Raw genomic sequence first — 23,700 nt, 5'->3', positions numbered from 1 at the left:
GAATACCTCCAAGAGAGTAAATTTTGTCTACAATTATATAAATACTTTCTTGTTAAGTCAACCATAAATTTTATATTATTAAATTACAAATTGAATATTGTATTATAGATTTTAATCTCCATAAATATTTAAGGAATAGAGGGATATAGATGAATGGTGAGCAAGAAAATACTCATGAATTTGCAGTAAAGGCAGCAAAAGAATTAGTATCTAAGATGACATTACAAGAAAAAGCGGAGCAATTAACTTATCAATCACCAGCAATAAAGCACTTAAATGTACCTGAGTATAATTGGTGGAATGAAGGTCTTCATGGGGTAGCTAGAGCTGGAACAGCAACTGTGTTTCCTCAAGCGATTGGTTTAGCCGCTATATTTGATGATGAATTCCTGGGAAAGGTTGCAAATATTATTGCTACAGAGGGACGTGCTAAATACAATGAATACAGCAAAAAAGACGACAGAGGCATATATAAGGGATTAACTTATTGGTCTCCTAATATAAATATTTTTAGAGATCCTAGATGGGGACGTGGACATGAAACTTACGGGGAAGACCCTTATTTAACATCTAGATTAGGGGTTGCATTCATAAAAGGATTGCAAGGAGAAGGAAAATATTTAAAGTTAGCTGCTTGTGCAAAACATTTTGCAGTTCATAGCGGACCAGAAGGGTTAAGGCATGAATTTAATGCGGTAGTTAACAAGAAGGATCTATATGAGACATATTTACCAGCATTTGAGGCATGTGTAAAAGAGGCAAATGTTGAAAGTGTAATGGGAGCATATAACCGTACAAATGGGGAGCCATGTTGTGGTAGTAAGACTTTGTTGAAAGATATCTTAAGAGGCAAATGGGGATTTAAAGGACATGTAGTATCTGACTGCTGGGCTCTTGCAGATTTTCATTTACACCATATGGTTACAAGTACTGCAACTGAATCAGTAGCATTGGCTATAGAAAATGGCTGTGATCTTAACTGCGGAAATATGTATCTTAATTTGCTATTAGCTTATAAAGAAGGTTTAGTAACTGAAGAACAAATAACTACAGCAGCAGAAAGATTAATGACAACAAGATTTAAATTAGGTATGTTTGATGAAGAGTGTGAATATAACAAGATACCATATGAAGTAAACGATTCTAGAGAACATAATGAAGTTGCGTTGATAGCATCTAGAAAATCCATGGTATTACTAAAAAATAATGGAACGCTTCCATTAGATAAATCAAATTTAAAATCAATTGCAGTAATTGGTCCGAACGCAAACAGCGAAATAATGTTGAAGGGAAATTACTCTGGAACAGCATCTAAGTATACAACAATATTGGAAGGAATTCATGATGCAGTTGGTAATGATGTGAGAGTATATTACTCTGAAGGGTGTCACTTATTTAAAGATAAAGTGGAGGACTTAGCAAGACCAGATGATAGATTATCTGAAGCGATTTCAGTAGCAGAAAGATCTGATGTAGTTGTATTATGCCTAGGATTGGACTCTACGATTGAAGGAGAGCAAGGGGATGCGGGGAATAGCTACGGGGCAGGAGACAAAGAGAATTTGAACTTGCCAGGAAGGCAACAAAATTTACTCGAAAAAGTACTTGAGGTTGGAAAGCCAGTTATTGTTGTCCTTGGAGCTGGAAGTGCTTTAACACTAAATGGTGCAGAAGAAAAATGTGCAGCCATTTTAAATGCATGGTATCCAGGTAGCCACGGAGGAACTGCTGTAGCGGATATATTATTTGGAAAATGCTCACCGAGTGGGAAATTACCAGTAACTTTTTATAAAGACACAGCTAAGCTTCCTGAGTTTACTGATTATTCAATGAAGGGAAGAACTTATAGATATTTAGAACATGAGAGTTTATATCCATTTGGGTATGGTTTAACTTATTCAACAGTAGAATTATCTAATTTACAAGTGCCTTCTGTTAAGCCTAGCTTTGAGAGTTTTGATATTAGCATAGAGATTAAAAATACTGGGGAATATGATATTGAAGAAGTAGTTCAATGTTATGTAAAAGATATAGAATCAAAATATGCTGTATTAAATCATAGTCTAGCAGGATTCAAACGTGTTTCATTGAAAAAAGAAGAAAGCAAAACTGTAACAATAAAATTGGATAAGAAATCATTCGAAGTTGTAAATGATGACGGAGAAAGGCTTCTTGATAGTAAGAAATTCAAATTATTTGTAGGGGTATCACAACCAGATAAGAGAAGCTTTGAGCTTACCTCAGTAGCGCCATTGGAAGCAAATATTGAATTAATATAGAGATTTAAATTATATATTAAACAGACAAATTATAATTACAAAAATGTAAGTTAGTATGGAAATAAATATTCAAAGAAAAGATAGGAGAGAATCATATGAAAAATATTGCAAAACAAAACGAGCCTCTAGTAACTCATATTTATACGGCAGATCCTTCTGCTCATGTGTTTGAAGGTAAGATCTACATCTATCCTTCTCATGATCTTGACCAAGTACAGATTTCAAACGATAATGGTGACCAATATAACATGGAAGATTACCATATTCTGTCTCTTGATGATACTAATTCACCTTGTATCGACAACGGAGAAGCACTGCACTTAAAAGATATTCCATGGGCAAGTAAACAATTATGGGCTCCAGATGCTGCTTATAAGAATGGAACTTATTACTTGTTTTTCCCAGCAAGAGATAAAGAAGATATCTTTAGACTTGGAGTAGCTACTAGTGAATCTCCTTCTGGACCATTCAAAGCGCAAGAAAGTTATATACCTGGCAGCTATAGCATTGATCCTGCTGTTTTAATGGATGACGATAATAGATCATATGTTTATTTTGGAGGTCTTTGGGGAGGACAGCTAGAAAAATGGCAAACTGGCACTTTTAATCCAGATGGAGAAGGTCCTGCTGCTACAGCACCTGCTATAGGACCAAGAGTAGCTGAATTAAATGATGATATGCTTACATTTAAAGAAGCTCCAGAGGAGATATCAATTGTTGATGAAGATGGAAATCCTATACTTGCTGGTGATGAAGAAAGAAGATATTTTGAAGGACCATGGGTTCATAAATATGATGGAAATTATTATCTTTCATACTCTACTGGTAGCACACATTGCATAGTATATGCTATGAGTAAGAATCCAAAGGGACCTTATACATTTAAAGGAAAAATACTTGATCCTGTAATTGGTTGGACAACTCATCACTCAATTGTTGAGTTCCAAGATAAATGGTATTTATTCTATCATGATAGTTCTTTATCAGGTGGAGCAGACAACAAACGTTGTGTAAAATACACTGAAATAAAGTACAATGATGATGGTACTTTACAAAAAGTAGAGTTATCTCAATAATCTAAATTATAATAAATATGTATCTTGAAAGTTTATAGAAAGGTACTTCATATTTGAAATTCACCCTGTCAAGTAGACAGGAGAAATAATGAAAAATTATGATGCTAAGGTCTGATTTCAATAGTCCATTGGAGTCAGGCCTTTTAATATTTTAGATAGTCTGTTTATGTATAAAATTCTTAACTTAGGAGGAGAATTATGTTAAAAATTAAAAACCCAATCTTAAAGGGCTTTAATCCAGATCCATCTATATGTAAAGCTGAGGACAACTACTATATTGCAACCTCTACTTTTGAATGGTTTCCAGGAGTTCAAATTCATCATTCCAAAGATCTAGTGAATTGGGAGCTTATAGCACATCCATTGAATAGAGTCTCTCAGCTAAATATGTTAGGAACCCCTGATTCAGGTGGAATTTGGGCGCCATGTTTGTCCTATAATAAAGGTATCTTTTACTTAATATATACAATAGTAAACAACAATGGACATATTAAAGATACCCATAATTATCTGGTAACCTCAAGTGATATTTGTGGTGAGTGGTCAGAGCCTGTTTATCTTAATTCGAGTGGTTTTGATCCATCTCTATTCCATGACGATGACGGAAAAAAGTGGCTTATAAACATGAAATGGGATAATCGTATAGGAAAGAATAATTTTGCTGGTCACCTTTTACAAGAATATGATGAAAAAAACAAATGCCTTACTGGCCCTGTAATTAATATTTTTAAAGGGACAGATTTGGGTTGCTCTGAGGGTCCTCATATATATAAGCATAATGATTACTATTATTTGATGGCGGCTGAAGGAGGCACTAGTTATGAACATGCAGTAACACTTGCTCGTTCGAGAAAACTTACGGGTCCCTATAAGGTTCATCCACAAAATCCAATTCTTACTTCTGTGGGAAGTGATATGCATAAAGTTCTTCAAAAAGCAGGACATGCAAGCATTGTGGAAGGTCCTAATAATGAATGGTTTATGGTTCATCTTTGTGGAAGGCCTCTTCCTGAAACAGATCGCTGCATTCTAGGAAGAGAAACGGCTATACAAAAGGTGGAATGGCGTGAAGATGATTGGCTTTATCTATGTTCTGACACAGATAACTTACCTTCTTGGGAAATAGAAATTAACAATGACAGTGAAAGTGAATCAAATAATGAAGAAGATGTCTTAGTTTCACAGTATGACGATTTTAATAATACTTTATTAAATATAAATTTTCAGTCCTTAAGAGTTCCAGCAGATACCTTTATGTCACTTACTGAAAGGCCAGGATTTTTAAGGTTATATGGAAAAGAATCAATGTTTTCCAAGTTTACACAAAGTATGATAGCAAGACGTCAGCAGAACTTTGTTTATTCTGCCGAAACCTGTGTTGAATTTGAACCTGAAACAACGTTGCAGCTTGCAGGATTAATTTGCTATTACAACACAGAAAACTATTATTATTTGAGGATAAGCATGGATGAAGAATTAGGAGGCAAATGCATAGGGGTTCTAGCTAGCATAAATAATGATTTATCAGAGTCCATGACTCAGGATGATAACATCTTGATAACTGATGTAGAACGTATTTATCTAAAAGTGGAAGTGAATTTTGGGCAACTTAGATTTTTCTTTGCTACCAATAAGAACGAGTGGAGGCCTATAGGCAAAGTTTATGACGCAAGTACATTGTCAGATGATGCTATCAAAGGTTCATGGGCTTTCACCGGTGCTTTTATAGGAATTGCGTGTCAGGACTTATCGGGTATGAATAAGTATGCAGATTTTGATTATTTTTCATATGTAGAGGGGAGATAAGTTAAAATTCCAATTGCATTATCATAAATGGTTCACATGTCAAAACAGGTGGTTTCAATATAGATTTAAACCACCTGTTAATATATAATATACGGAGATAAATAAGAAGTATTTTAAAAATTTATTTATCAAGTTTAAGTTGATCTTCGCCCCATACATATAATTCCTTTAATGTAGGAAGTAAGGCTTTTCCTCTTTCTGTCAAAGAATATTCAACCCTAGGGGGAATAGTTTCATATTGAGTTCTAACAATTAGCTTATGTTCTTCTAATTCCTTTAAGGACTTTGTAAGCATCATGTTAGTAATACCTTTAACTTTTCGTTTTAATTCATTATATCTAGTAGAATCTTTACTTGATAAATACCACATGATAGGTAATTTCCATTTTTGACCTAAAATATCAAGTGCATATATAACAGGACACTCTGTTTCATAGATATTATCATCAGGGAATTCTTTATTATAACGCATATAATCACTCATAAGTATAGCTCCTTTGAATCTTATAGTATACTTTTTATACTGACACAGAAAAAACTGCATACTTGTATATTTATACCTTTATGTTATATTGATTATAACAGAAAAATAAAACATTAAAAAGAGGAGTGTTATTTGTGAAGGTTTATGCTATCAATGGAAGCCCAAGAAAAAATAAAAATACGGCTACATTACTTCAAAAAGCTTTAAATGGAGTGAAAGAAGCGGCGAAAGATAAAGAAATTGAAACTGAAATAATTAATTTATATGATTATAACTATACTGGATGCAAAAGCTGCTTTGCTTGTAAGAGACTTGAAGGGAAAAGTTATGGGAAATGCGCAGTAAAAGATGATATTCAAGAAGTTTTAGAAAAAGTGTCTCAAGCTGATGGAATTATTTTTGGATCTCCAGTATATTTTTTAGATATAACAGGTCAATTGCGATCATTCATCGAAAGATTATTATTTCCTTATTTAGTGTATGATAAAAATTATTCTTCACTGGCACCAAAAAAAATGCCAACAGCAATAATTTATACAATGAATGTAACAGAAGAGATAATGAATAAGTCTGGTTACTTATCAACTTTTAATAATGTAGAAGGAGCGATTGAAAGAATATTCACAAAACCATTAGTTATGTATTCAAATGATACTTATCAATTTAATGATTACTCAAAATACAAAATGGAAGTATTCTCTGAGGAATCAAAAGCGGCACATAGAAAAATTCAATTTCCTATAGATTGCCAAAATGCATTTGAAATAGGGGCTAGTCTAATAAAGTAATATATATAAGTTTAATCATAAAACATTTTACAAAGTCATAATAGATGAGGTATAAAGATATTAACTTAAATGAATGGAGATGTATATATGAAATTTATAGAATTAGCTGCCAAAAGATATTCTGTAAGAAGTTTTGATACAAAGAAAATCAGTCAGGAGGATTTAAATTTAATTTTAAAAGCAGGACAATTAGCTCCGACTGCTGCAAATCGTCAACCACAAAGAATTTTGGTACTTGAAAGTGAGGATGCTCTTGCCAAACTACAAACTTGCACAATTTATCATTTTAATGCACCGGTAGCCTTACTTATATGCGCCGATAAAAATGAAGCATGGGAACGCAGCTATGACGGAAAAGTCCACACTGATATTGATGGAAGCATTATTGCTACGCATATGATGTTACAAGCTGCTGAACTTGGAGTAGGTTCAACATGGGTTGGTCATTTTGATCCTGCGGCTATACGTGAGGCTTTTAATATACCAACAAATCTTGAACCTGTATGTCTTTTACCAATTGGTTATCCAAGTAGCAAGGCTAAGCCAAATCCTAACCACGAAAAAAGAAAGGATATTTCCAAAACTGTCTTTTACAATAATTTTTAATGTATGATTTATTTATTAGGATAATTTAATTGTATAGGAAATTATAGAATTTTTAAGAGTTTAAAGCTAGATGAAATCTGGCTTTAGGCTCTTCGGTATGTTAAGAAGTAACTATAAAATTAAGAGGTATACAAATGAAAAAGGATAAAATAAATAAGATACTAGAAGACTATTGGAATAGTTTTGTGAAATTGTATGGTAAAAGCAAAAATAAAGAAAGCCCGACGTGCAAGCCGGGCTTTAAATATGTGCAAAAAATGAGCTACTACAAACTTAGTTAATTACTTTTGTAGCAGCTCTTTTTATTTTAATTTAGTAAATAAGTACTTTTTAAAACTTATTTAAGAAGTAAAGATTTCAAATGTAGAGGTAAAGATATTACATATAATTAATTAATGCATTACTGTAAAATAACAAATGTAAACGATGTTAAACACTTTGAAGATGAGAGTTTAGCAAACGTATTCTTAGAGATTTAATAACTTTTTAATCATTATTTAAAAAGTAAAAATTTCAAATGTAGAAGTAAAGATATTAAATATAACTAACTAATATACTATTGTAAAATGTTCATGAAAACGATTAGTGAAAGTTGAGGTGGTTAGAATTGAGTAATGTATTTTTAGAAATGAAAAATATACATAAAAGATTTCCAGGAGTTTATGCTCTTAAGGGAGCACAGTTGGAAATTAAAAAAGGTGAAGTACATGCTTTATTAGGAGAAAACGGTGCTGGAAAATCAACTTTAATGAAAATACTTGGGGGAGTTCATACACAGGATGAAGGTCAAATATTTGTTGAAGGAGTTGATTGTGGAGTTATTAATCCAACTAAAGCTGCACAATTAGGTATTGGATTTGTTCATCAGGAGCTAAATCTAGCAGAGACATTGACGGTTGCAGAAAATGTTTATATGGGAAGACTACCATATAAAAATGAAGCCTTGGGTATTGTTGACTACAAGAAATTACACGAAGATACAGATTCCATAATAAAAAAATTAGGAATAGATATAAAAGCTACTGACCTAGTTATGCAGCTTCCAACTGCAAAGAAACAGATGGTAGAAATAGCAAAGGCAATAAGTTTAAATGCAAAAGCGATTATTTTTGATGAACCGACAACATCGTTATCTCAGAAGGACGTTGAAAACCTTTTTAAAGTTATAAAAACACTAAAAAATGAAGGTGTTGCAGCAATATATATATCACATAGATTAAAAGAGGTTTTTGATATTTGTGATAGAGCTACAGTACTCAGAGATGGTACTTATATTGAAAGCTGTGAACTAGAAGGGATAACTCAGGAAAGACTTATAAATATGATGGTAGGAAGAGATTTGACAGAGCTATTTCCTAAGGAGATTTTTGAGCCTAAAGAATACGTTTTAGAAGTAGAAAATATTAGTGATAATGTTGGCAGAGTTAAGAATGTTAGTTTGAAAGCAAGAAAAGGTGAAATTTTAGGACTAGCTGGTTTAGTTGGATCAGGTAGAACAGAACTTATGAGGCTTGTATTTGGCGCTGATAAAATAAGTGAAGGTAAGATAAGAATCAATGGGAAGGAAGTTAAGATTAATTCACCTATGGATGCAATCAATAATGGTATCTGCCTTTTAACAGAAGATAGGAAGAGCCAAGGATTATCTCTAGTAATGAGTGTGCTTGATAATATAACTTTAACTAACTTAAAAGATTTTGTGTTAAATCATAAAAAGTTAAGGGAAACTGGAGAAAGATTTAAGGACGCACTTGAGATTAAAACAGCAAATCTTGATGTTATGGCAGGAACATTATCAGGTGGAAATCAACAAAAATTAATACTAGCTAAGTGGTTAAATACTGACTCGGAAATATTTATTTTTGATGAGCCAACTAAAGGAATAGACGTTGGTACTAAAGCTGAAATATATCACATAATGAATGATCTAGTTAGAAAGGGCAAAGTAGTTATAATGGTGTCTTCTGAATTACCTGAATTATTAGGCATGTCAGATAGGATATATGTTATGTGTGAAGGAAAACTCACTGGAGAACTTAGCAGAGAAGAAGCGACACAAGAAAAGATTATGAAATTAGCTACGCTTGGAGGGATTAATAAAGATGAATCAAACAATTAATAATAAAATTGTACAAGAAGAAGGTATTAAGATGAAAAAGGAAGGGTTTAATATTAAAAACTTATTTCTCAAATATTCAATCTATCTAGTACTTGTAGTGCTTATTTTAGTATTCTCAATAGCAAGCCCGGACTTTTTGGGAGCAGCAAATGCTTCAAATTTCTTAAGACAGATTCCTACAGTGGGAATTTTAACTGTTGCTATTACTATGGTAATAATAACTGGAGGTGTTGATCTTTCCATTGGTGCAATAGCTGCATTTTCTGGATGTACAGTAGCCTATCTATCTGTAAAAGGGGTTAGCGTACCAGTTTCTTTACTTGCTGGGTTATTAGTAGGTGCAGTTTGGGGATTATTTAATGGAGTATTAATTACAAAATTTAAATTAGAATCTTTTATACTTACTATGGGTACAAGTTATTTAATAAGAGGATTAATACTATTTTTTACAAATGGGATTTATATCAAGGGTGTTCCGGATTGGTTCTATAATATTTCTAACACAGAAGTTGGAATATCAATAATACACACTAACACTATAGTATTCATCATAATAGTATTAGTAATGGCTTACTTAATGAAAAACACAAGATTTGGTAGATACTGCTATGTGGTTGGATCAAACAAGGAAGCAGGAAGATTATCAGGAATAAATGTAAACAAGCATGTTATAAAGGTATATGCAATAGAAGGTGTTTTAGCTGCAATAGCTGGTATATTACTAATGTCTAGCATAAATGTTGGTGCTCCAAGTGAAATAAATGGTCCAGATCTATTTGCAATGGCTGGTGCAATCATGGGTGGAGTACAATTCGGTGGAGGAGTAGGAACTATCGGTGGAGCTATGGTAGGAATATTTACTATACAAGTATTCCAAAGTGGATTAGCAATCCTTGGAATTAACTCATTCTTACAACAAGCTGTAACAGGAGCTGTTATTGTACTTGCTATAGTTGTTGACTTCTACAGAAAAGGAAGTTTATTTAAGAAAAAAGGCTAATCATAAAAAGTCGTTTGAGCGTAATTTGGTAGACTTGAGGCTTAAGTGTTTACTACTGAATAAGGCTTAAAATATAAAAACATATCTAAAAAATTGGAATTACGGAAGGGGAAAAATTATGAAGAAGAAAATAATTGCTTTATTATCAACAGTGCTTATTGTTGGTAGCTTAGCAGGGTGTGGAACAAAGACACAAGCAGGGGGAACAGCAAGTACAAGTGGAAAAAAGGTTATTTATTTTATTCCAATAGTTGATACAGGAGCTTACTGGTCACCTATGAAGAAAGCAGCCGAGGATGAGGCTAAGGCATTAGGATATGATTTAGTAGTTAAAACTTCACCACCAAATGAAACACAAAAGAACGAAAAGCATATAGGATTCCTTGACGAAGCTATAAAGAATAAAGCAGCAGGAATAGCTATTGCTCCAATGGATCCAGATATGTTTGATAAGAAGGTTAAGGAAGCAAATGATAAGGGAATTCCAGTAGTAACTTTTGATGCTGATGTAAAGACAAAAGAAAATAGAACATCTTATATAGGAACAGACAATAAGCTAGCAGGAGAACAACTTGGTGAAAATGGTGCTAAAGCTTTAAAGGAAAAGGGCATCACAAAAGGTAAAATTGCGATGGCAGCAGTAAACTTAACTCAAACCACTATGACATATAGACAAGATGGAATAAAATCTGGATTTGAAAAAGTTATGGGAGCAGATGCTAAGAATTTTGAGTGGTTAGAACCAATCCAAGATAATGACCAATCAGCAGAATCTAAAAGACAATTAGAAGGACAAATAACTTCAAATTCTGATATGGTAGCTGTATTCTCATTAGGATCAGAAGGACCAGATACAGGTGTAATGGAAGCAATAAAATCTCAAGGTAAATCAGGAAGTATCTATCACTTTGGTTTTGACTATACTCCAACTTGGGAAAATGGTGTAAGTAGCAATTTAATATCAGGAATTGTTGACCAAGACTCTTATGCAATAGGTAAAACTATAATTGATACTTTAGATAAGAAAATAAAAGGTGAAAAAGTTGATGATGTTTATCCAGTACCAGTTAAATGGGTAACTCCAGATAAAATTGTTGAATACGGAAAAGAAAAACAAAAGCAATTTACAACAGAAACTAAATAATAATTAAATACAGATAAAATTAATAAGGGCTAACTCAAATGATTAATGTATTCAAATTTACTTTAGTATATTTTCAAATTGAGTTGCCCTTTTTATTGCTATTTAATTAAATAACGATACATATTAATTGGTAATAGGGAATGATTTATAAGTGATTTAAGATACATATGAAAATCAAGCTTTGAACTAAAGGTTACAAGGAGGTTTAGAGGATGAATTTTGGGAATAATTTTAGTGTAGGCAAAAGATTGGTAATTTCATACACGCTATTATTCATAATTATAACATCGGTAGGAGTCATAGGTTTAAAGAGTTTAAGTAAAGTTAATAATGCATCAGATAGTATGTACAATACAGATCTTGTATCTATAGATGTTTTACATAGATTAAACGCAAATTCATTGGAAATAAATAATAACATATTAAGCTTAATTTATGATAGAGATGAATTAATGATGAAAAAATTAAATGATGACATTTCAAAAGGATTTGAACAAGGAAATATACTTATAGATGAATATAGAGGGTTAAATTTAGATGAATATCAAGAGAATGAGCTCGCAAATTATAATGAAATTTATAAGGATTATAAGGAAAAAAGTGATTTGTTACTAAAGCTTGTAAAGGAAAATAATTATGATGAAGCTATACTTGATTATCGAAATTTATCAGTATCGCGAAGCAAGGTTGCAGCATCACTAACTAAATTATTAGAGTATAGCTCGATTAAGGCAAAGAATGAGAATATTAACAATGCTGATTTATACAGTAAGGTAGCGATACAAATATTAACTTTTATAATAGCAGGGTTGATGCTTACTATAGTTTTAGGATATGCAATGACTAGAAATATGATAGTACCTTTAAAGAAGATAAAGAATTATGCGAATAATCTTGCGCAGTATAATTTTTCAGAGGAAATTATACTTAAGGGAAAAGATGAATTTGCACAAACAGGAGACGCTCTTAATATAGCATTGAAAAATGTAAGGGAACTTATTAGGACAATCCTAGATAACTCAACAGAACTATCAGCATCATCTGAGGAATTAGCTGCATCTGTTCATGAAATAAGCTCAAAGCTTTCTTTTATAAATGAATCGACAGATGAAATAGCAGTAGGAGCTGAGCAGACGAGTTCATCAACCGAGAAATTTGTTTTATCTATTCAAAAGATTAATGAAAATATAAATAATCTAGCTGGAATAGTAAATCAAGAGCTTAAAAAATCAGTAGATATAAAAACTAAATCAAGTAGCATGATGGAAAAAAGCGAAGATTCCATACAATTATCCAGAAAGATATATGAGGAGAAAAATAAAAAAATTAAAGATGCTATAGAGAGGGGAAAGGTAGTTAAAGAAATAGAAGTTTTAAGTGAATCTATAGTAAGCATTGCTTCAGAGACTAACCTTTTAGCCTTAAATGCAAGAATAGAGGCAGCAAGAGCGGGAGAAATGGGAAAAGGTTTCTCAGTTGTTGCAGATGAAGTTGGAAAGCTAGCAGAAGAATCTATTACTACTGTAAGTGGTATTCATGGAATTATAGAAGAAATAAAAAATGTATTTGAATATTTATCAGAAAATTCAAAAGGAATTTTAAAGTATATAGAACAAAACGTAAACGATGATTATGAGTTTATGATAGAATCTAGTAAAAGTTATGAAAATGATGCTAGATTTATAAATGAAATGTCTGAGGAAATTGCTATCATGGTAAAGGCAATAAATTCAAATATTGATAATGTAGATAGTACAATGAGAGAGTTTTCAAGTAATATAGAGAAATCTAAAAATAATTCTAATGAAATATTAGATAGTATAAATGAAGTAACCAAAGAAGTAGAGCAAATTTCCTTTAATACGCAGAATCAAAGTGAATTAACAGTAAAATTGAATGAGGTCATTAATAGATTCACTATATAGATGAGTTGTGTTAAAAGAGAGTTTTGGTTTTATTAAAATATAAAGTATATTTATATTTTAAGAGGAATTTGAAGACTTGCAGTAAAAGCATAATACAGATATAGTTAAAGAAGGAAAATTTAAATGATTGATCATCATCGACCTAATTATCAGTTTTTTTGGGGAGGGATAATTATTAAAAAAGTAATTTTATTTCCTATAATTTTAATATTTTTAGTTAGTTTAAATGGCTGTTCTTTAGATAAAAAAAATGACACAGAAAATAAAGAAAAAATAACATTAACAATGTGGCATATATGGTCACAAACTACAATGGATGCTAATGGAAGGATAATTCAGGATACGGTGGAAGAATGGAATAAGGCTAATCCTAATGTCCAAATTAAAGTTGAGGCTGTAGAAAATGAAAGATATAAAGCAAAAATAAAGACAGCATTTGCCGTAAACGAGTTACCTGATATATTTTATTCTTGGGGAGGTGGCTTTAGTAAGCCATTCATAGAATCTGGAAAGGTATTAAATCTTAATGAATATATAGATGAAGATACAAAAGATAAGATTAATAAAGATATGCTTAATAATGTAACCTATAATAACAACATATATGGATTACCAATGACTTTATCAGTTGGAACATTTTATTGTAATACAAAGCTCTTTTCACAAGCAAATATTAAAGTACCAGAAAATTATGATGAATTCCTAGATGCAGTAAAAGCTTTTAGGAATAAAGGTATAACACCTCTTTTAGTAGGTGAAAAAGACAATTGGACAGGAATTCTCTATTATGATATCTTAGCGTTACGGGAAGGTGGAATAGGTGGAGTCAGTGATCCGCATGTAGGTGCCAATAAAAGTGATACAATATTAAAAGCTGCATATAGATTAAAGGAATTAATAGATTCAAAAGCTTTTAATGAATCAAATATGGAGCTTACAAGAGATGAATCTGAGATCTTATTTAAACAAGGAAAAATTCCTATGTATTATACAGGAAACTGGTTCATTGGTGAGATAGGGAATATGGATCCGTCTATAAAGGACAATGTAATCGTTAAGAAATTCCCGGTAGTTAAAGAGGGAGATGGGAATGATAAAGAATTTTTGGGTGGAGCAGTGGATCACTTAATGGTAAGTAATAATACAAAATATAAAAAAGAAGCTGTTGATGCGGCAAAATTTATAGCTGAAAGAATATCAAAAAGATATTTTGAATTTGGTTCAGGGCTTCCAGCGTGGAAATACACTGATGATAAGAGCAATGTAAATAAATTATCTAAGGAATTAGAGACATTAACAGAGAATGCATCATATAGCTTATACGGAGATATTTACTTAGGAGAAGAAAAGGGAAACAAAGAGAAGGAGCTAGTTAGTAAGCTATTTAAAGGACAAATAAGTCCAGAAGACTTCACAAAGGAAATGGTGAAAATAGAATGATGAGGATATGATTAAATGTATAATAAATTTTTTATATTAAAGAATTTGAAGGATAAATATTTAAATTCAAAAATAAGTATAAAGATTATTGTATATTTTTCAATAATTTTTGTGCTTTCAACAGTCATACTTACCTTTGCATATAAGAAAATAAATTCTATTTATAATATAGAAAAAATGAAACAAAGTTCAGTTGAGGTTTTGGAAAGTGCAGAAACTAATACGAGCATGATAATTGATAATGTTAATAACGTATCAAAGATGATTATATCAAGTGACAATGTTCAAAATACATTAAAGAGAGTTCAGGAAGAAGGGATTGCCTATGATAATATTAGTAATTATCTGATACAATTCACTAATTTTAGCTCTAATATATCTTCAATATATGTATTAGATAACTATGGCAATAAGTATTATTCTGAAAATGTCTTTTATAAGGATTTTCAGATGGATAAGATTAAAAATTCTGAATGGTATAATGAATTACTAGAGGGTAAGGGTAAATATATACTAAGATTAAATGGCGGAGGATTTTTTGAGGGTTATGGTAATAATTATGTATCCCTCATAAGAGAAATAAATGATATAAATACTGGTGAAAAAATTGGTTTGATAATTATAAACATGAACGAGAATGCATTCTATAATTTAAGTTTGAAGCTAAATAATCAATATGGAACAAAATTGATTATAAAGAATGATAAAGATGAATTGATAACAGGTTCAGAGGTTGACTCTAAAATACTAAGTAGAATAAAAAATTATAATGATTCTAAATCAAAAGTGTTTTTTTTAGAGGAAAAAATACAAGATAAAGATTATATAATATCAAATCTTAAAAATTCAGACTATAACTGGAATCTGACGACTGTGGCAGAATACAATGAATCTCCGGAGCAAACAAAGTATACTAATTATTTTCTTTTGTGTTTTAGTATAATAAATTTCCTATTAATTATTATTGGGTCTATAGTAATATCTAAATTTATAACAATGCCTTTAAAGAAGCTTAGTGAATCAATGAAGGGGATTCAAAGTGGAGAGTTTAATATTGTTAATATAAAAACGTACAACGACGAAGTAGGAGAATTAAAAAAGGGATATAACATTGCAATTTCTCAAATTAATTTACTTTTGGATAAAATACGTAAAGATGAAAAGATAAAAAGGCAAAATGAATTGAATTTGTTAATGTCACAAATAAAGCCTCACTTTCTATACAATACGTTTGATACTATTAATTCTTTAGCTCTACTCGGAAAAAATAAAACAATATATGAAATGATAAAAGCCTTGGGTAAATTCTATAGAACAAGCTTAAATAATGGAAAAGATATTATTACTGTAAAAGAAGAAATAAATACGGTAAAAAGCTATCTGATAATTCAAAATATAAGATATGAGGATATGTTTGAGGTTGAATATGATTTAGATCCACGATGCGACGATTTTAAGATAATAAAATTAGTATTACAACCGCTAGTTGAAAATGCTATTTATCATGGAATTAGAAGCAGCAAGAATAAAGGAAAGATAAGAATATCTACCTTTCAAGAGGAAGAAAAAGTTATATTAATGCTAGAAGATAATGGGAATGGCATGGAGGAATCACAAGTTAGAAATATAAACGAAAATAAAACTACTGGCATTGGAGTAAGAACTACAAAGGAAAGATTAAGAGTGTTCTATGGAGACGAGCACGAATTTATTGTTGAAAGCAAAAAAAATGTTGGTACCAGAATAACTATTAAGATGCCTAGAATTAAGAAATAGATTAAGTTTTCTAACGAATATTCTAAAGGGAAGTGGATTATTTTATGGATAACATTATAAAAGTTATGATAATTGATGATGAACATCTTATAAGGGATCTAATAAAAAATTGCATTGATTGGAATGAAATTGGAATGGAGATAGTAGCTGAAGCTTCTAATGCGGTTGAGGGATTGAATCTAATAAATAAAGAAAAGCCAGATATTATTTTAACAGATATAAATATGCCTGTAACAGATGGATTGGATATGAGTAAAAGCATATTAGAAAGGTATCCAGATATAAAAGTTATTGTAATTACAGGTTACAATGAATTTGAATATGCTAAAAGAAGTATAAAAATTGGTGTGAATGATTTTATTCTTAAGCCTATAGATGAAGATGAATTAAGAAATTCAGTTTTAAAGCTAAAAGACGAGATTCAAGATGAATATCTAAAGAAAAAAGAATACAAGGATATTAAAGAAAAGATGGTTGTATATAATAATATAATAAATCTAAATGATGCTAATGAAACTGAGGATAAAAATTTAAGTATAGAACAAATTAAAAAATTTATAGTGAAAAATATATCTAATCGAGATTTATCTTTAAAACTGGTAGCTGAATATTTTTATGTTAATCCAAGTTACCTAAGCAGAATTTTTAAGGAAAAAACTGATGAGACTTTTTCAGAATATATTGTAAATACTAAAGTAAAGATAGTTACTGAAATGCTCAAGAACCCTAATGCGAAGGCTTATGAAATCTCAAAAAAAATTGGTATCGATGATCCTAACTATTTTAGTAATTGGTTTAAGAAGTGTACTGGTCTATCAATCAAAGAATATAAAAAACAAAAGTCATGAATTTACAAGAGTATAGGGATATGAAGTAGAAATGTAGGAATATGTAGTTTGTAAAAACTGGATATTATTACATTTCTTTTTTTGGTATATTTAAGTTTCAATAGCCTGAAATCAACACATAGATAATAAAGAATAGAAGTAGAAAGTTATAATTTTCACGATAATGTTCATGTTCATTAATTAATGAATATAAAATAATTCACAAGAATAAAAAATTTAAAGTCACAGATAATAAAATAAGTTATGAATGATTAGTCTATGTTTAATGCAGTTACGCATTTAAACAATAAAGCAAGAAAAAGGAGAATAAAAATGTTTAAGGAATTCAAAGAATTTGCTATGAAAGGAAACATGGTTAGTCTAGCGATAGGTGTTGTTATTGGTGGAGCTTTTAGCAAAATTGTTACATCTTTAGTTAATGATATTATAATGCCACTAGTTGGCTTATTGATGGGAAGAGTTGATTTCTCTAATTTATTTTTTACTTTAGGAAGTGGAAATTTTAAAACTGTTCAAGAAGCTAAAGATGCAGGAGTGGCTACAGTTAACTATGGAATATTTATAAATAACATAATAGATTTTCTGATTGTAGCATTCTCAATTTTTATTATTATACAGCAAATAAGCAAACTTACTAAGAAAAAGGGAGAAAATATTGTTCCTGATAAGAAAAAATGTAAATACTGCTACACCGAAATTAATTCGCAGGCAACAAGATGTCCTAATTGTACGTCAGAATTGAAAGAAAATTAGATAAATGAGATGGTGTATAAATACAGAAAAATGAAAGAAAAATTTTTTTATATTTCATATTTGTGAAAAAAAATAGCTTGCAGGCATAGTGAGAATTATGTAAAGATTCATAGAAAAGATAAATAATATGTATCATTTAACGTCAAATATGTTATAATCAATATATTAATTTTTTAATGAACAAAATTTGTATTATGACAACTTATGAGTTATAAAAATTGCATAATTGGTTTCTAACAACTAACACATGCATTAAAAGATAATTCATATGAAATAAAAATAATAAGCATTGAAGGAGTTGTATTTTAATTGGGGAAAAAATTTAAAAGAGTACTGGTTGCAAACAGAGGCGAAATAGCAATAAGAATTTTCAGAGCTTGTCATGAACTTGGAATAAGAACTGTGGCTATATACACAGAAGAAGATAAGTTTGCTCTTTTTAGAACTAAGGCTCATGAAGCATATCAAATTGGAAAGAATAAGGGGCCAGTTGAAGCTTATTTAAACATTGACGAAATAATAAATCTTGCATTAAAAAAACATGTAGACGCTATCCATCCAGGATATGGATTTTTATCTGAAAATCCAGACTTTGCTAGAAGATGTGAAGAAGCTGGTATAGAATTCATAGGTCCAAAATCAGAAATGATGGAAAAATTGGGGGATAAAATTAAATCAAAAATAGTAGCTAAAGAAGTTGGCGTTCCAGTAATACCAGGGGTAGAAAAACCTATATCTTCTGAAGAAGAAGCAATTGAAATTGCAAAAATATGTGGTTTTCCTGTAATGATAAAAGCTGCTGCCGGTGGTGGTGGTAGAGGAATGAGAATAGTAAGAAGCGAAAATGAGCTTCTACCTTCTTTTAGAAATGCTAAGAATGAAGCAAAAAAAGCTTTTGGTAATGATGATATGTTCATTGAGAAATATATAGAAGGACCAAAGCATATTGAAATACAAGTGCTTGGAGATAAGTATGGTAATATAGTACATCTTTATGAAAGAGACTGCTCTATTCAAAGAAGACACCAAAAGGTTATCGAAATTGCTCCAGCATTATCATTAACACAAGAAAAAAGAGAAGAAATCTGCGTAGATGCACTTAAAATAGCTAAATCTGTAGGTTATAGAAGTGCAGGAACTCTAGAGTTCTTAGTTGATATGCACGGAAATCATTACTTTATAGAAATGAATCCAAGAATCCAGGTTGAACATACAATTACTGAAATGGTCACTGGAATTGATATAGTTCAAAGCCAGATTTTAATAGCAGAAGGCTATGAGTTAGGCTCTGCAGAAGTAGGTATACACTCTCAAGACGATATACAGCCAAGAGGATATGCAATCCAATGTAGAATAACTACAGAAGATCCTGCAAATAATTTTTCACCAGACACAGGTAAAATTGATGTTTACAGAACAGGATCAGGTTTTGGTATCAGACTTGATGGAGGAAATGGATATAGTGGCGCAGTAATAAGCCCATATTATGACAGTTTACTTGTAAAGAGTACTGCATATGCAAGAACTTTTGATGATGCTGTTAGAAAATCCATACGTGCAATCAAGGAGCTTACAATTTCAGGGGTTAAAACTAATGTAGACTTTTTAATTAATGTGTTAAATAATGAAACCTTCAAAAGAGGTGAATGTGATACTAACTTTATATCAAATAATCCACAATTATTTGATATAAGGCCTAGAAGTGATGAAGAATACAGAGTATTAAAGTTCATTGGTGAAAAGATCGTAAATGAAACTAAGGGTACTAAGAAAGAATATGACGTGCCAGATATTCCAGCTATAGCATCTTTAGAAGGCTTAAGCGGAACTAAGCAGATTTTAGATGCAGAAGGTCCAGAAGGTGTAGTTAAATGGATAAAAAATCAAAATAAGCTGCTTCTTACAGACACAACTATGAGAGATGCTCAGCAGTCTTTAATGGCTACTCGTGTTAGAACTCAGGACATGAAGAATATTGCAAAGGCAACAGCAGTTTTTGGAAATGATTTATTCTCACTTGAAATGTGGGGAGGAGCTACTTTTGATACTGCTTATAGATTCTTAAAGGAATCTCCATGGAAGAGACTTGAATCGTTAAGAAAGAGAATTCCAAACGTAATGTTCCAAATGCTTGTTAGAGGAGCAAATGGTGTAGGTTATAAGAATTATCCAGATAATGTTATAAGAGAATTTATAAAAGAATCAGCTGACAGCGGAATAGATGTATTTAGAATTTTTGATTCTCTTAACTGGTTAAAGGGCATAGAGGTATCTTTAGAGGAAGTATTAAAATGCAATAAGGTAGCTGAAGTTGCGTTATGCTATACTGGAGATATTTTAGATGAAAAAAGAGATAAATATAGCTTAGAGTACTATGTAAATAAAGCTAAGGAAATTGAAAAAATGGGAGCTCATATTCTTGCAATAAAGGATATGTCAGCACTACTTAAACCTTATGCAGCTAAGAAGCTTATAACTGCGTTAAAGAATGAAGTTTCGATCCCTATTCATCTTCATACTCATGATACTACTGGTAATGGTGTTGCTACAGTATTAATGGCAGCAGATGCAGGAGTTGATATTGTTGATACAACTTTCAATGGAATGTCAGGACTTACAAGTCAGCCGGCTTTAAACTCAGTTGTTGCTGCTCTTCGTAATACAGATAGAGATACAGGTATTAATTTAAGCGGAATTCAAAAGATATCTGATTATTGGGATACAGTAAGACCAGTATACAGCCAGTTTGAATCAGACTTAAAATCAGGAAGTGCTGAAATTTATAAATTTGAAATACCTGGTGGACAATATTCAAACTTAAAGCCACAAGTTGAGAGCTTTGGTCTTGGACATAGATTTAATGATGTAAAATACATGTATAAAGATGTAAATGATATGCTTGGAGACATAATCAAGGTTACTCCATCATCAAAAATGGTTGGAGATTTAGCTATCTTCATGGTTAAGAATGATTTAACTCCTGAAAATATAGTTGAAAAAGCTAAGAATATGGCCTTTCCAGATTCTGTAGTTTCATATTTCAAAGGAATGATGGGTCAGCCAGAAGGCGGTTTCCCTAAGGATTTACAAGAAATTGTATTAAAAGGAGAAGAGGCTATAACTGTTAGACCAGGTGAATTATTACCACCAGAAGACTTTGGAAAGATTGAAGCATACTTAAAAGAAAAGTATAAGTTCACACCATGCAAAAAAGACGTAATAAGTTATGCATTATATCCAGATGTATTTGAAGCATATATAAAATCTATATTAGAGTACGGTGACGTAAGTCGTATGGGCAGTGATGTATTCTTCCATGGACTTGCAGAGGGAGAAACTAGTGAAATTGAAATAGCAGAAGGAAAGACCATGATTGTCCAACTGGTTAAAATCGGAGATCTTGATGCTGAAGGAAATAGAACCTTAGATTTCGAAATCAATGGAAATAGAAGAGAAATTAAAATAAAAGATAAAACTGAGAGAATTATCAGTAATTCAGGTAAGGATGATTCATCTAAGATGGCTGATCCTGATAATAAGCTAGAAGTTGGAGCTAGTATCCCAGGAACCATAATCAAGGTGCTTGTAAAAGAAGGAGACGGTGTAAAAGAAGGAGATAGTTTACTTGTGGTAGAAGCAATGAAGATGGAAACAAATATTGTTGCATCTAGTGCAGGAACTATTGAATCTGTTTTAGTAAGTGAAGGACAACAAGTTAAAACAGGTGAATTATTAGTAAAACTTAAATAATAAGCATATATAAAGGGAGTGTCGCAAAATGATTAAATTTTAATCAGGAGCGATGCTCCTTTTCGGTTTAAGCCAGCAAATCTCCAAATATTTGAAATACAATATTAATTATTTAAAGAATTCTGATTTTTAAGCACACTAAAATAAGCCTAGTTAATTTATTCCATAATTAGGCAGTAGGTTTCAATTCATGAAGATGATTCTGAGTTTTTTCATTTTGTATTTTTGAATGTAATTTGTTAATATTATAACCAAAACAAAGCAAAATAAATTCAGTTTGAACGCTATTTTTTCCACGTGTTAAAAATCTATTGAATTCATAATCACTTTTTAGAACTCCAAATGCTCCTTCGACCTGAATAGATCTATTCATTCTTAATTTAGTTCCAAATTCAGTTGTAATATTTTTATAGGATATTTCACGCTTTTCCACAAAAGTTTTTGAAACCTGCATTTTTCTATTTCCTTTTGCTTTTGTGCATTTTACTTTGTAATCGCAATTATCACAGTTTTCGCATTCATACACAGTTACTTCTGATTTGTATCCACTTGCGGATTTTCTATAAATAATAGAGGTAGGTATTAATTTTCTATTGTTATGACAAATATAAAAATCCGATTCAGCATCATATTTCATATTTTCGCGCTTACTTATATCATTTTTAAAACTTCTTTTTTTCCACTTCTCATAAGTTTGTGGTTTTATATAAGGAGTTTGCTTATTTGATTCTAAGAATAAATAGTTTTCTTCGCTTTCATAACCTGAGTCTGCAATTATATTAAGATATTTACGACCGATTTTTTCTTTCATATTATTAAGCATAGGTATTAATGTTGCTATATCATTTCTATCATCAAATATTCCGACGCCGGTTACGTATTCACTTTCAACTGCGATTTGCACATTATATGCAGGTTTTAATTGACTATTTCTCATATGATCATCTTTCATATGCATGAAAGTTGCGTCTGGATCAGTTTTAGAATAACTATTTCTTTTTGAAAATATTTTTTTACTCAAATTATATTTTTCTTCTCTCTCTTTATATTCAGATAGTTGCTCTGTCCACTTTTGAATTTTGGTTTTTCTTTTACCAATTCCATGAACAAACTCTATGTTTCTTTTCTTTTTTTCATATTCAAGCCATTGAAGAATTTTATCAATATCATCTATTAATGTTTCTTTCTGAACAGTAAATTTTTTTAATTCTCCAAGGTTAATATTTTCTAAAAGAACAAGAATTTTATCAAACATTTTTTCTTCATTTTTTAAAATAGTTTTTTTCCAAACAAATGTATAACGATTAGCATTCGCTTCGATTTTAGTACCATCAATAAATGCATTTTCAAATAGTATTTCATTTTGATTTGCTAAATAATTAACTTGTTGATAAAATAAATCTTCAATTACCTCATTTGAAATATAGTCTTTACGAAATCTACTGATTGTAGCATGATCCGGTGCCTTATAACATTGAAGTAACCACTTAAAATTTATATCTCTTTTGCATGCTTTTTCGATTTTCCTGCTTGAATAAATATTTTGAGAATAAGCATATGATATTATTTTGAACATAATTTTAGGTTCCACTGCCGGTTTTCTTCCAACGGAAGAGTACGCCTTATACAACTTCGTGTAATCTAATCCCTCCAATACATGGCTTAGCAAGCGGACTGAATCATCTGATGGTATTAAATTTTCTAGATTTAATGGTAATATAAGTTGAAAATTATCATTAATCTCAGTATAATCTTTATTGTGTAATTTGGTTTTTAGCATAAGTAAATTATACAATGAATGTGAGTTCTTCGGAATTCACATTTTTTATATCTAAAAAAATGAGCCGCTACAAAACTAACTATGTTAGTTTTGCAACAGCCCCTTTATAGTGGATGGAATATTAAT

16 protein-coding genes are annotated in these 23,700 nt (G+C 31.0%); 14 read left to right on the top strand and 2 right to left on the bottom strand.

Going from position 1 to position 23,700, the window contains the following annotated elements:
* The first annotated feature begins 149 nt into the window (after window positions 1-149).
* From AXY43_RS13355 to AXY43_RS13345, 3 genes are all read left to right on the top strand, one after another.
* Window positions 150-2,279, top strand: a complete 2,130-nt coding sequence (locus tag AXY43_RS13355) for a glycoside hydrolase family 3 C-terminal domain-containing protein (protein WP_105411657.1) — start codon at window positions 150-152, stop codon at window positions 2,277-2,279.
* 95 nt (window positions 2,280-2,374) lie between these two features.
* Entirely contained in the window at window positions 2,375-3,355 is a 981-nt protein-coding gene (locus AXY43_RS13350; RefSeq protein ID WP_105411656.1) for a glycoside hydrolase family 43 protein, read from the top strand.
* Window positions 3,356-3,553: 198 nt separating this feature from the next.
* Window positions 3,554-5,161, top strand: a complete 1,608-nt coding sequence (locus AXY43_RS13345; RefSeq protein ID WP_023974921.1) for a glycoside hydrolase family 43 protein — start codon at window positions 3,554-3,556, stop codon at window positions 5,159-5,161.
* Between the two features lie 121 nt (window positions 5,162-5,282).
* On the opposite strand, the gene AXY43_RS13340 is transcribed toward AXY43_RS13345, so the two are convergent.
* Entirely contained in the window at window positions 5,283-5,645 is a 363-nt protein-coding gene (locus AXY43_RS13340) for a winged helix-turn-helix transcriptional regulator (RefSeq protein ID WP_023974920.1), read from the bottom strand.
* A gap of 134 nt (window positions 5,646-5,779) precedes the next feature.
* Between AXY43_RS13340 and AXY43_RS13335 the strand changes: the two genes are divergently transcribed.
* From AXY43_RS13335 to AXY43_RS13285, 11 genes are all read left to right on the top strand, one after another.
* The gene (locus AXY43_RS13335; RefSeq protein ID WP_023974919.1) at window positions 5,780-6,433 is read left to right on the top strand and encodes a flavodoxin family protein; all 654 of its coding nucleotides are present in this window, start codon (window positions 5,780-5,782) and stop codon (window positions 6,431-6,433) included.
* 87 nt (window positions 6,434-6,520) lie between these two features.
* Entirely contained in the window at window positions 6,521-7,039 is a 519-nt protein-coding gene (locus AXY43_RS13330; protein WP_105411655.1) for a nitroreductase family protein, read from the top strand.
* A 607-nt stretch (window positions 7,040-7,646) separates the two neighbouring features.
* Window positions 7,647-9,158 (top strand): sugar ABC transporter ATP-binding protein, encoded by a 1,512-nt coding sequence (locus tag AXY43_RS13325; RefSeq protein WP_012061118.1) that lies wholly within the window; start codon window positions 7,647-7,649, stop codon window positions 9,156-9,158.
* Entirely contained in the window at window positions 9,142-10,158 is a 1,017-nt protein-coding gene (locus tag AXY43_RS13320) for an ABC transporter permease (protein WP_012061117.1), read from the top strand. The genes AXY43_RS13325 and AXY43_RS13320 overlap by 17 nt, the downstream gene beginning before the upstream one ends.
* A 118-nt stretch (window positions 10,159-10,276) precedes the next feature.
* The gene (locus AXY43_RS13315) at window positions 10,277-11,302 is read left to right on the top strand and encodes a sugar ABC transporter substrate-binding protein (protein ID WP_012061116.1); all 1,026 of its coding nucleotides are present in this window, start codon (window positions 10,277-10,279) and stop codon (window positions 11,300-11,302) included.
* A 212-nt stretch (window positions 11,303-11,514) separates the two neighbouring features.
* Window positions 11,515-13,227, top strand: a complete 1,713-nt coding sequence (locus tag AXY43_RS13310) for a methyl-accepting chemotaxis protein (protein WP_105411654.1) — start codon at window positions 11,515-11,517, stop codon at window positions 13,225-13,227.
* Window positions 13,228-13,350: 123 nt separating this feature from the next.
* Complete coding sequence (locus AXY43_RS13305) at window positions 13,351-14,667, top strand: extracellular solute-binding protein (RefSeq protein WP_023974913.1); 1,317 nt, start codon at window positions 13,351-13,353, stop codon at window positions 14,665-14,667.
* Between the two features lie 15 nt (window positions 14,668-14,682).
* Window positions 14,683-16,443: a sensor histidine kinase gene (locus AXY43_RS13300; RefSeq protein WP_105411653.1), complete on the top strand. Its 1,761-nt coding sequence runs from the start codon at window positions 14,683-14,685 to the stop codon at window positions 16,441-16,443.
* 44 nt (window positions 16,444-16,487) lie between these two features.
* Window positions 16,488-17,291 carry a response regulator transcription factor gene (locus tag AXY43_RS13295; RefSeq protein WP_012061112.1) on the top strand — a complete coding sequence of 268 codons (804 nt, stop codon included), beginning with the start codon at window positions 16,488-16,490 and terminating at the stop codon, window positions 17,289-17,291.
* A 312-nt stretch (window positions 17,292-17,603) separates the two neighbouring features.
* Window positions 17,604-18,044, top strand: a complete 441-nt coding sequence (gene mscL, locus AXY43_RS13290) for a large conductance mechanosensitive channel protein MscL (RefSeq protein WP_012061111.1) — start codon at window positions 17,604-17,606, stop codon at window positions 18,042-18,044.
* A gap of 309 nt (window positions 18,045-18,353) precedes the next feature.
* Window positions 18,354-21,794 (top strand): pyruvate carboxylase, encoded by a 3,441-nt coding sequence (locus AXY43_RS13285; RefSeq protein ID WP_105411652.1) that lies wholly within the window; start codon window positions 18,354-18,356, stop codon window positions 21,792-21,794.
* Window positions 21,795-21,963: 169 nt separating this feature from the next.
* Here the strand turns inward: AXY43_RS13285 and AXY43_RS13280 are convergent, their stop codons facing one another.
* Window positions 21,964-23,574: an IS1182 family transposase gene (locus AXY43_RS13280; protein ID WP_031276413.1), complete on the bottom strand. Its 1,611-nt coding sequence runs from the start codon at window positions 23,572-23,574 to the stop codon at window positions 21,964-21,966.
* Window positions 23,575-23,700 lie beyond the last annotated feature (126 nt).

Origin of the sequence: Clostridium sp. MF28 (assembly GCF_002969175.1) — a bacterium.
GTDB classification, from domain to species: domain Bacteria; phylum Bacillota; class Clostridia; order Clostridiales; family Clostridiaceae; genus Clostridium; species Clostridium beijerinckii.
The sequence above is the reverse complement of the archived record's forward strand: the minus strand, read 5'-3'. Positions and strand labels throughout refer to the sequence as shown.

Bases quoted from the DNA above. Each gene is read 5' to 3' on its own strand.
- AXY43_RS13310 (WP_105411654.1), top strand. From the start codon at position 11,515: ATGAATTTTGGGAATAATTTTAGTGTAGGCAAAAGATTGGTAATTTCA.
- AXY43_RS13280 (WP_031276413.1), bottom strand. From the start codon at position 23,574: ATGCTAAAAACCAAATTACACAATAAAGATTATACTGAGATTAATGAT.
- AXY43_RS13355 (WP_105411657.1), top strand. From the start codon at position 150: ATGAATGGTGAGCAAGAAAATACTCATGAATTTGCAGTAAAGGCAGCA.
- AXY43_RS13345 (WP_023974921.1), top strand. From the start codon at position 3,554: ATGTTAAAAATTAAAAACCCAATCTTAAAGGGCTTTAATCCAGATCCA.
- AXY43_RS13320 (WP_012061117.1), top strand. From the start codon at position 9,142: ATGAATCAAACAATTAATAATAAAATTGTACAAGAAGAAGGTATTAAG.
- AXY43_RS13300 (WP_105411653.1), top strand. From the start codon at position 14,683: ATGTATAATAAATTTTTTATATTAAAGAATTTGAAGGATAAATATTTA.
- AXY43_RS13350 (WP_105411656.1), top strand. From the start codon at position 2,375: ATGAAAAATATTGCAAAACAAAACGAGCCTCTAGTAACTCATATTTAT.
- AXY43_RS13315 (WP_012061116.1), top strand. From the start codon at position 10,277: ATGAAGAAGAAAATAATTGCTTTATTATCAACAGTGCTTATTGTTGGT.
- mscL (WP_012061111.1), top strand. From the start codon at position 17,604: ATGTTTAAGGAATTCAAAGAATTTGCTATGAAAGGAAACATGGTTAGT.
- AXY43_RS13340 (WP_023974920.1), bottom strand. From the start codon at position 5,645: ATGAGTGATTATATGCGTTATAATAAAGAATTCCCTGATGATAATATC.
- AXY43_RS13295 (WP_012061112.1), top strand. From the start codon at position 16,488: ATGGATAACATTATAAAAGTTATGATAATTGATGATGAACATCTTATA.
- AXY43_RS13330 (WP_105411655.1), top strand. From the start codon at position 6,521: ATGAAATTTATAGAATTAGCTGCCAAAAGATATTCTGTAAGAAGTTTT.
- AXY43_RS13305 (WP_023974913.1), top strand. From the start codon at position 13,351: ATGATTGATCATCATCGACCTAATTATCAGTTTTTTTGGGGAGGGATA.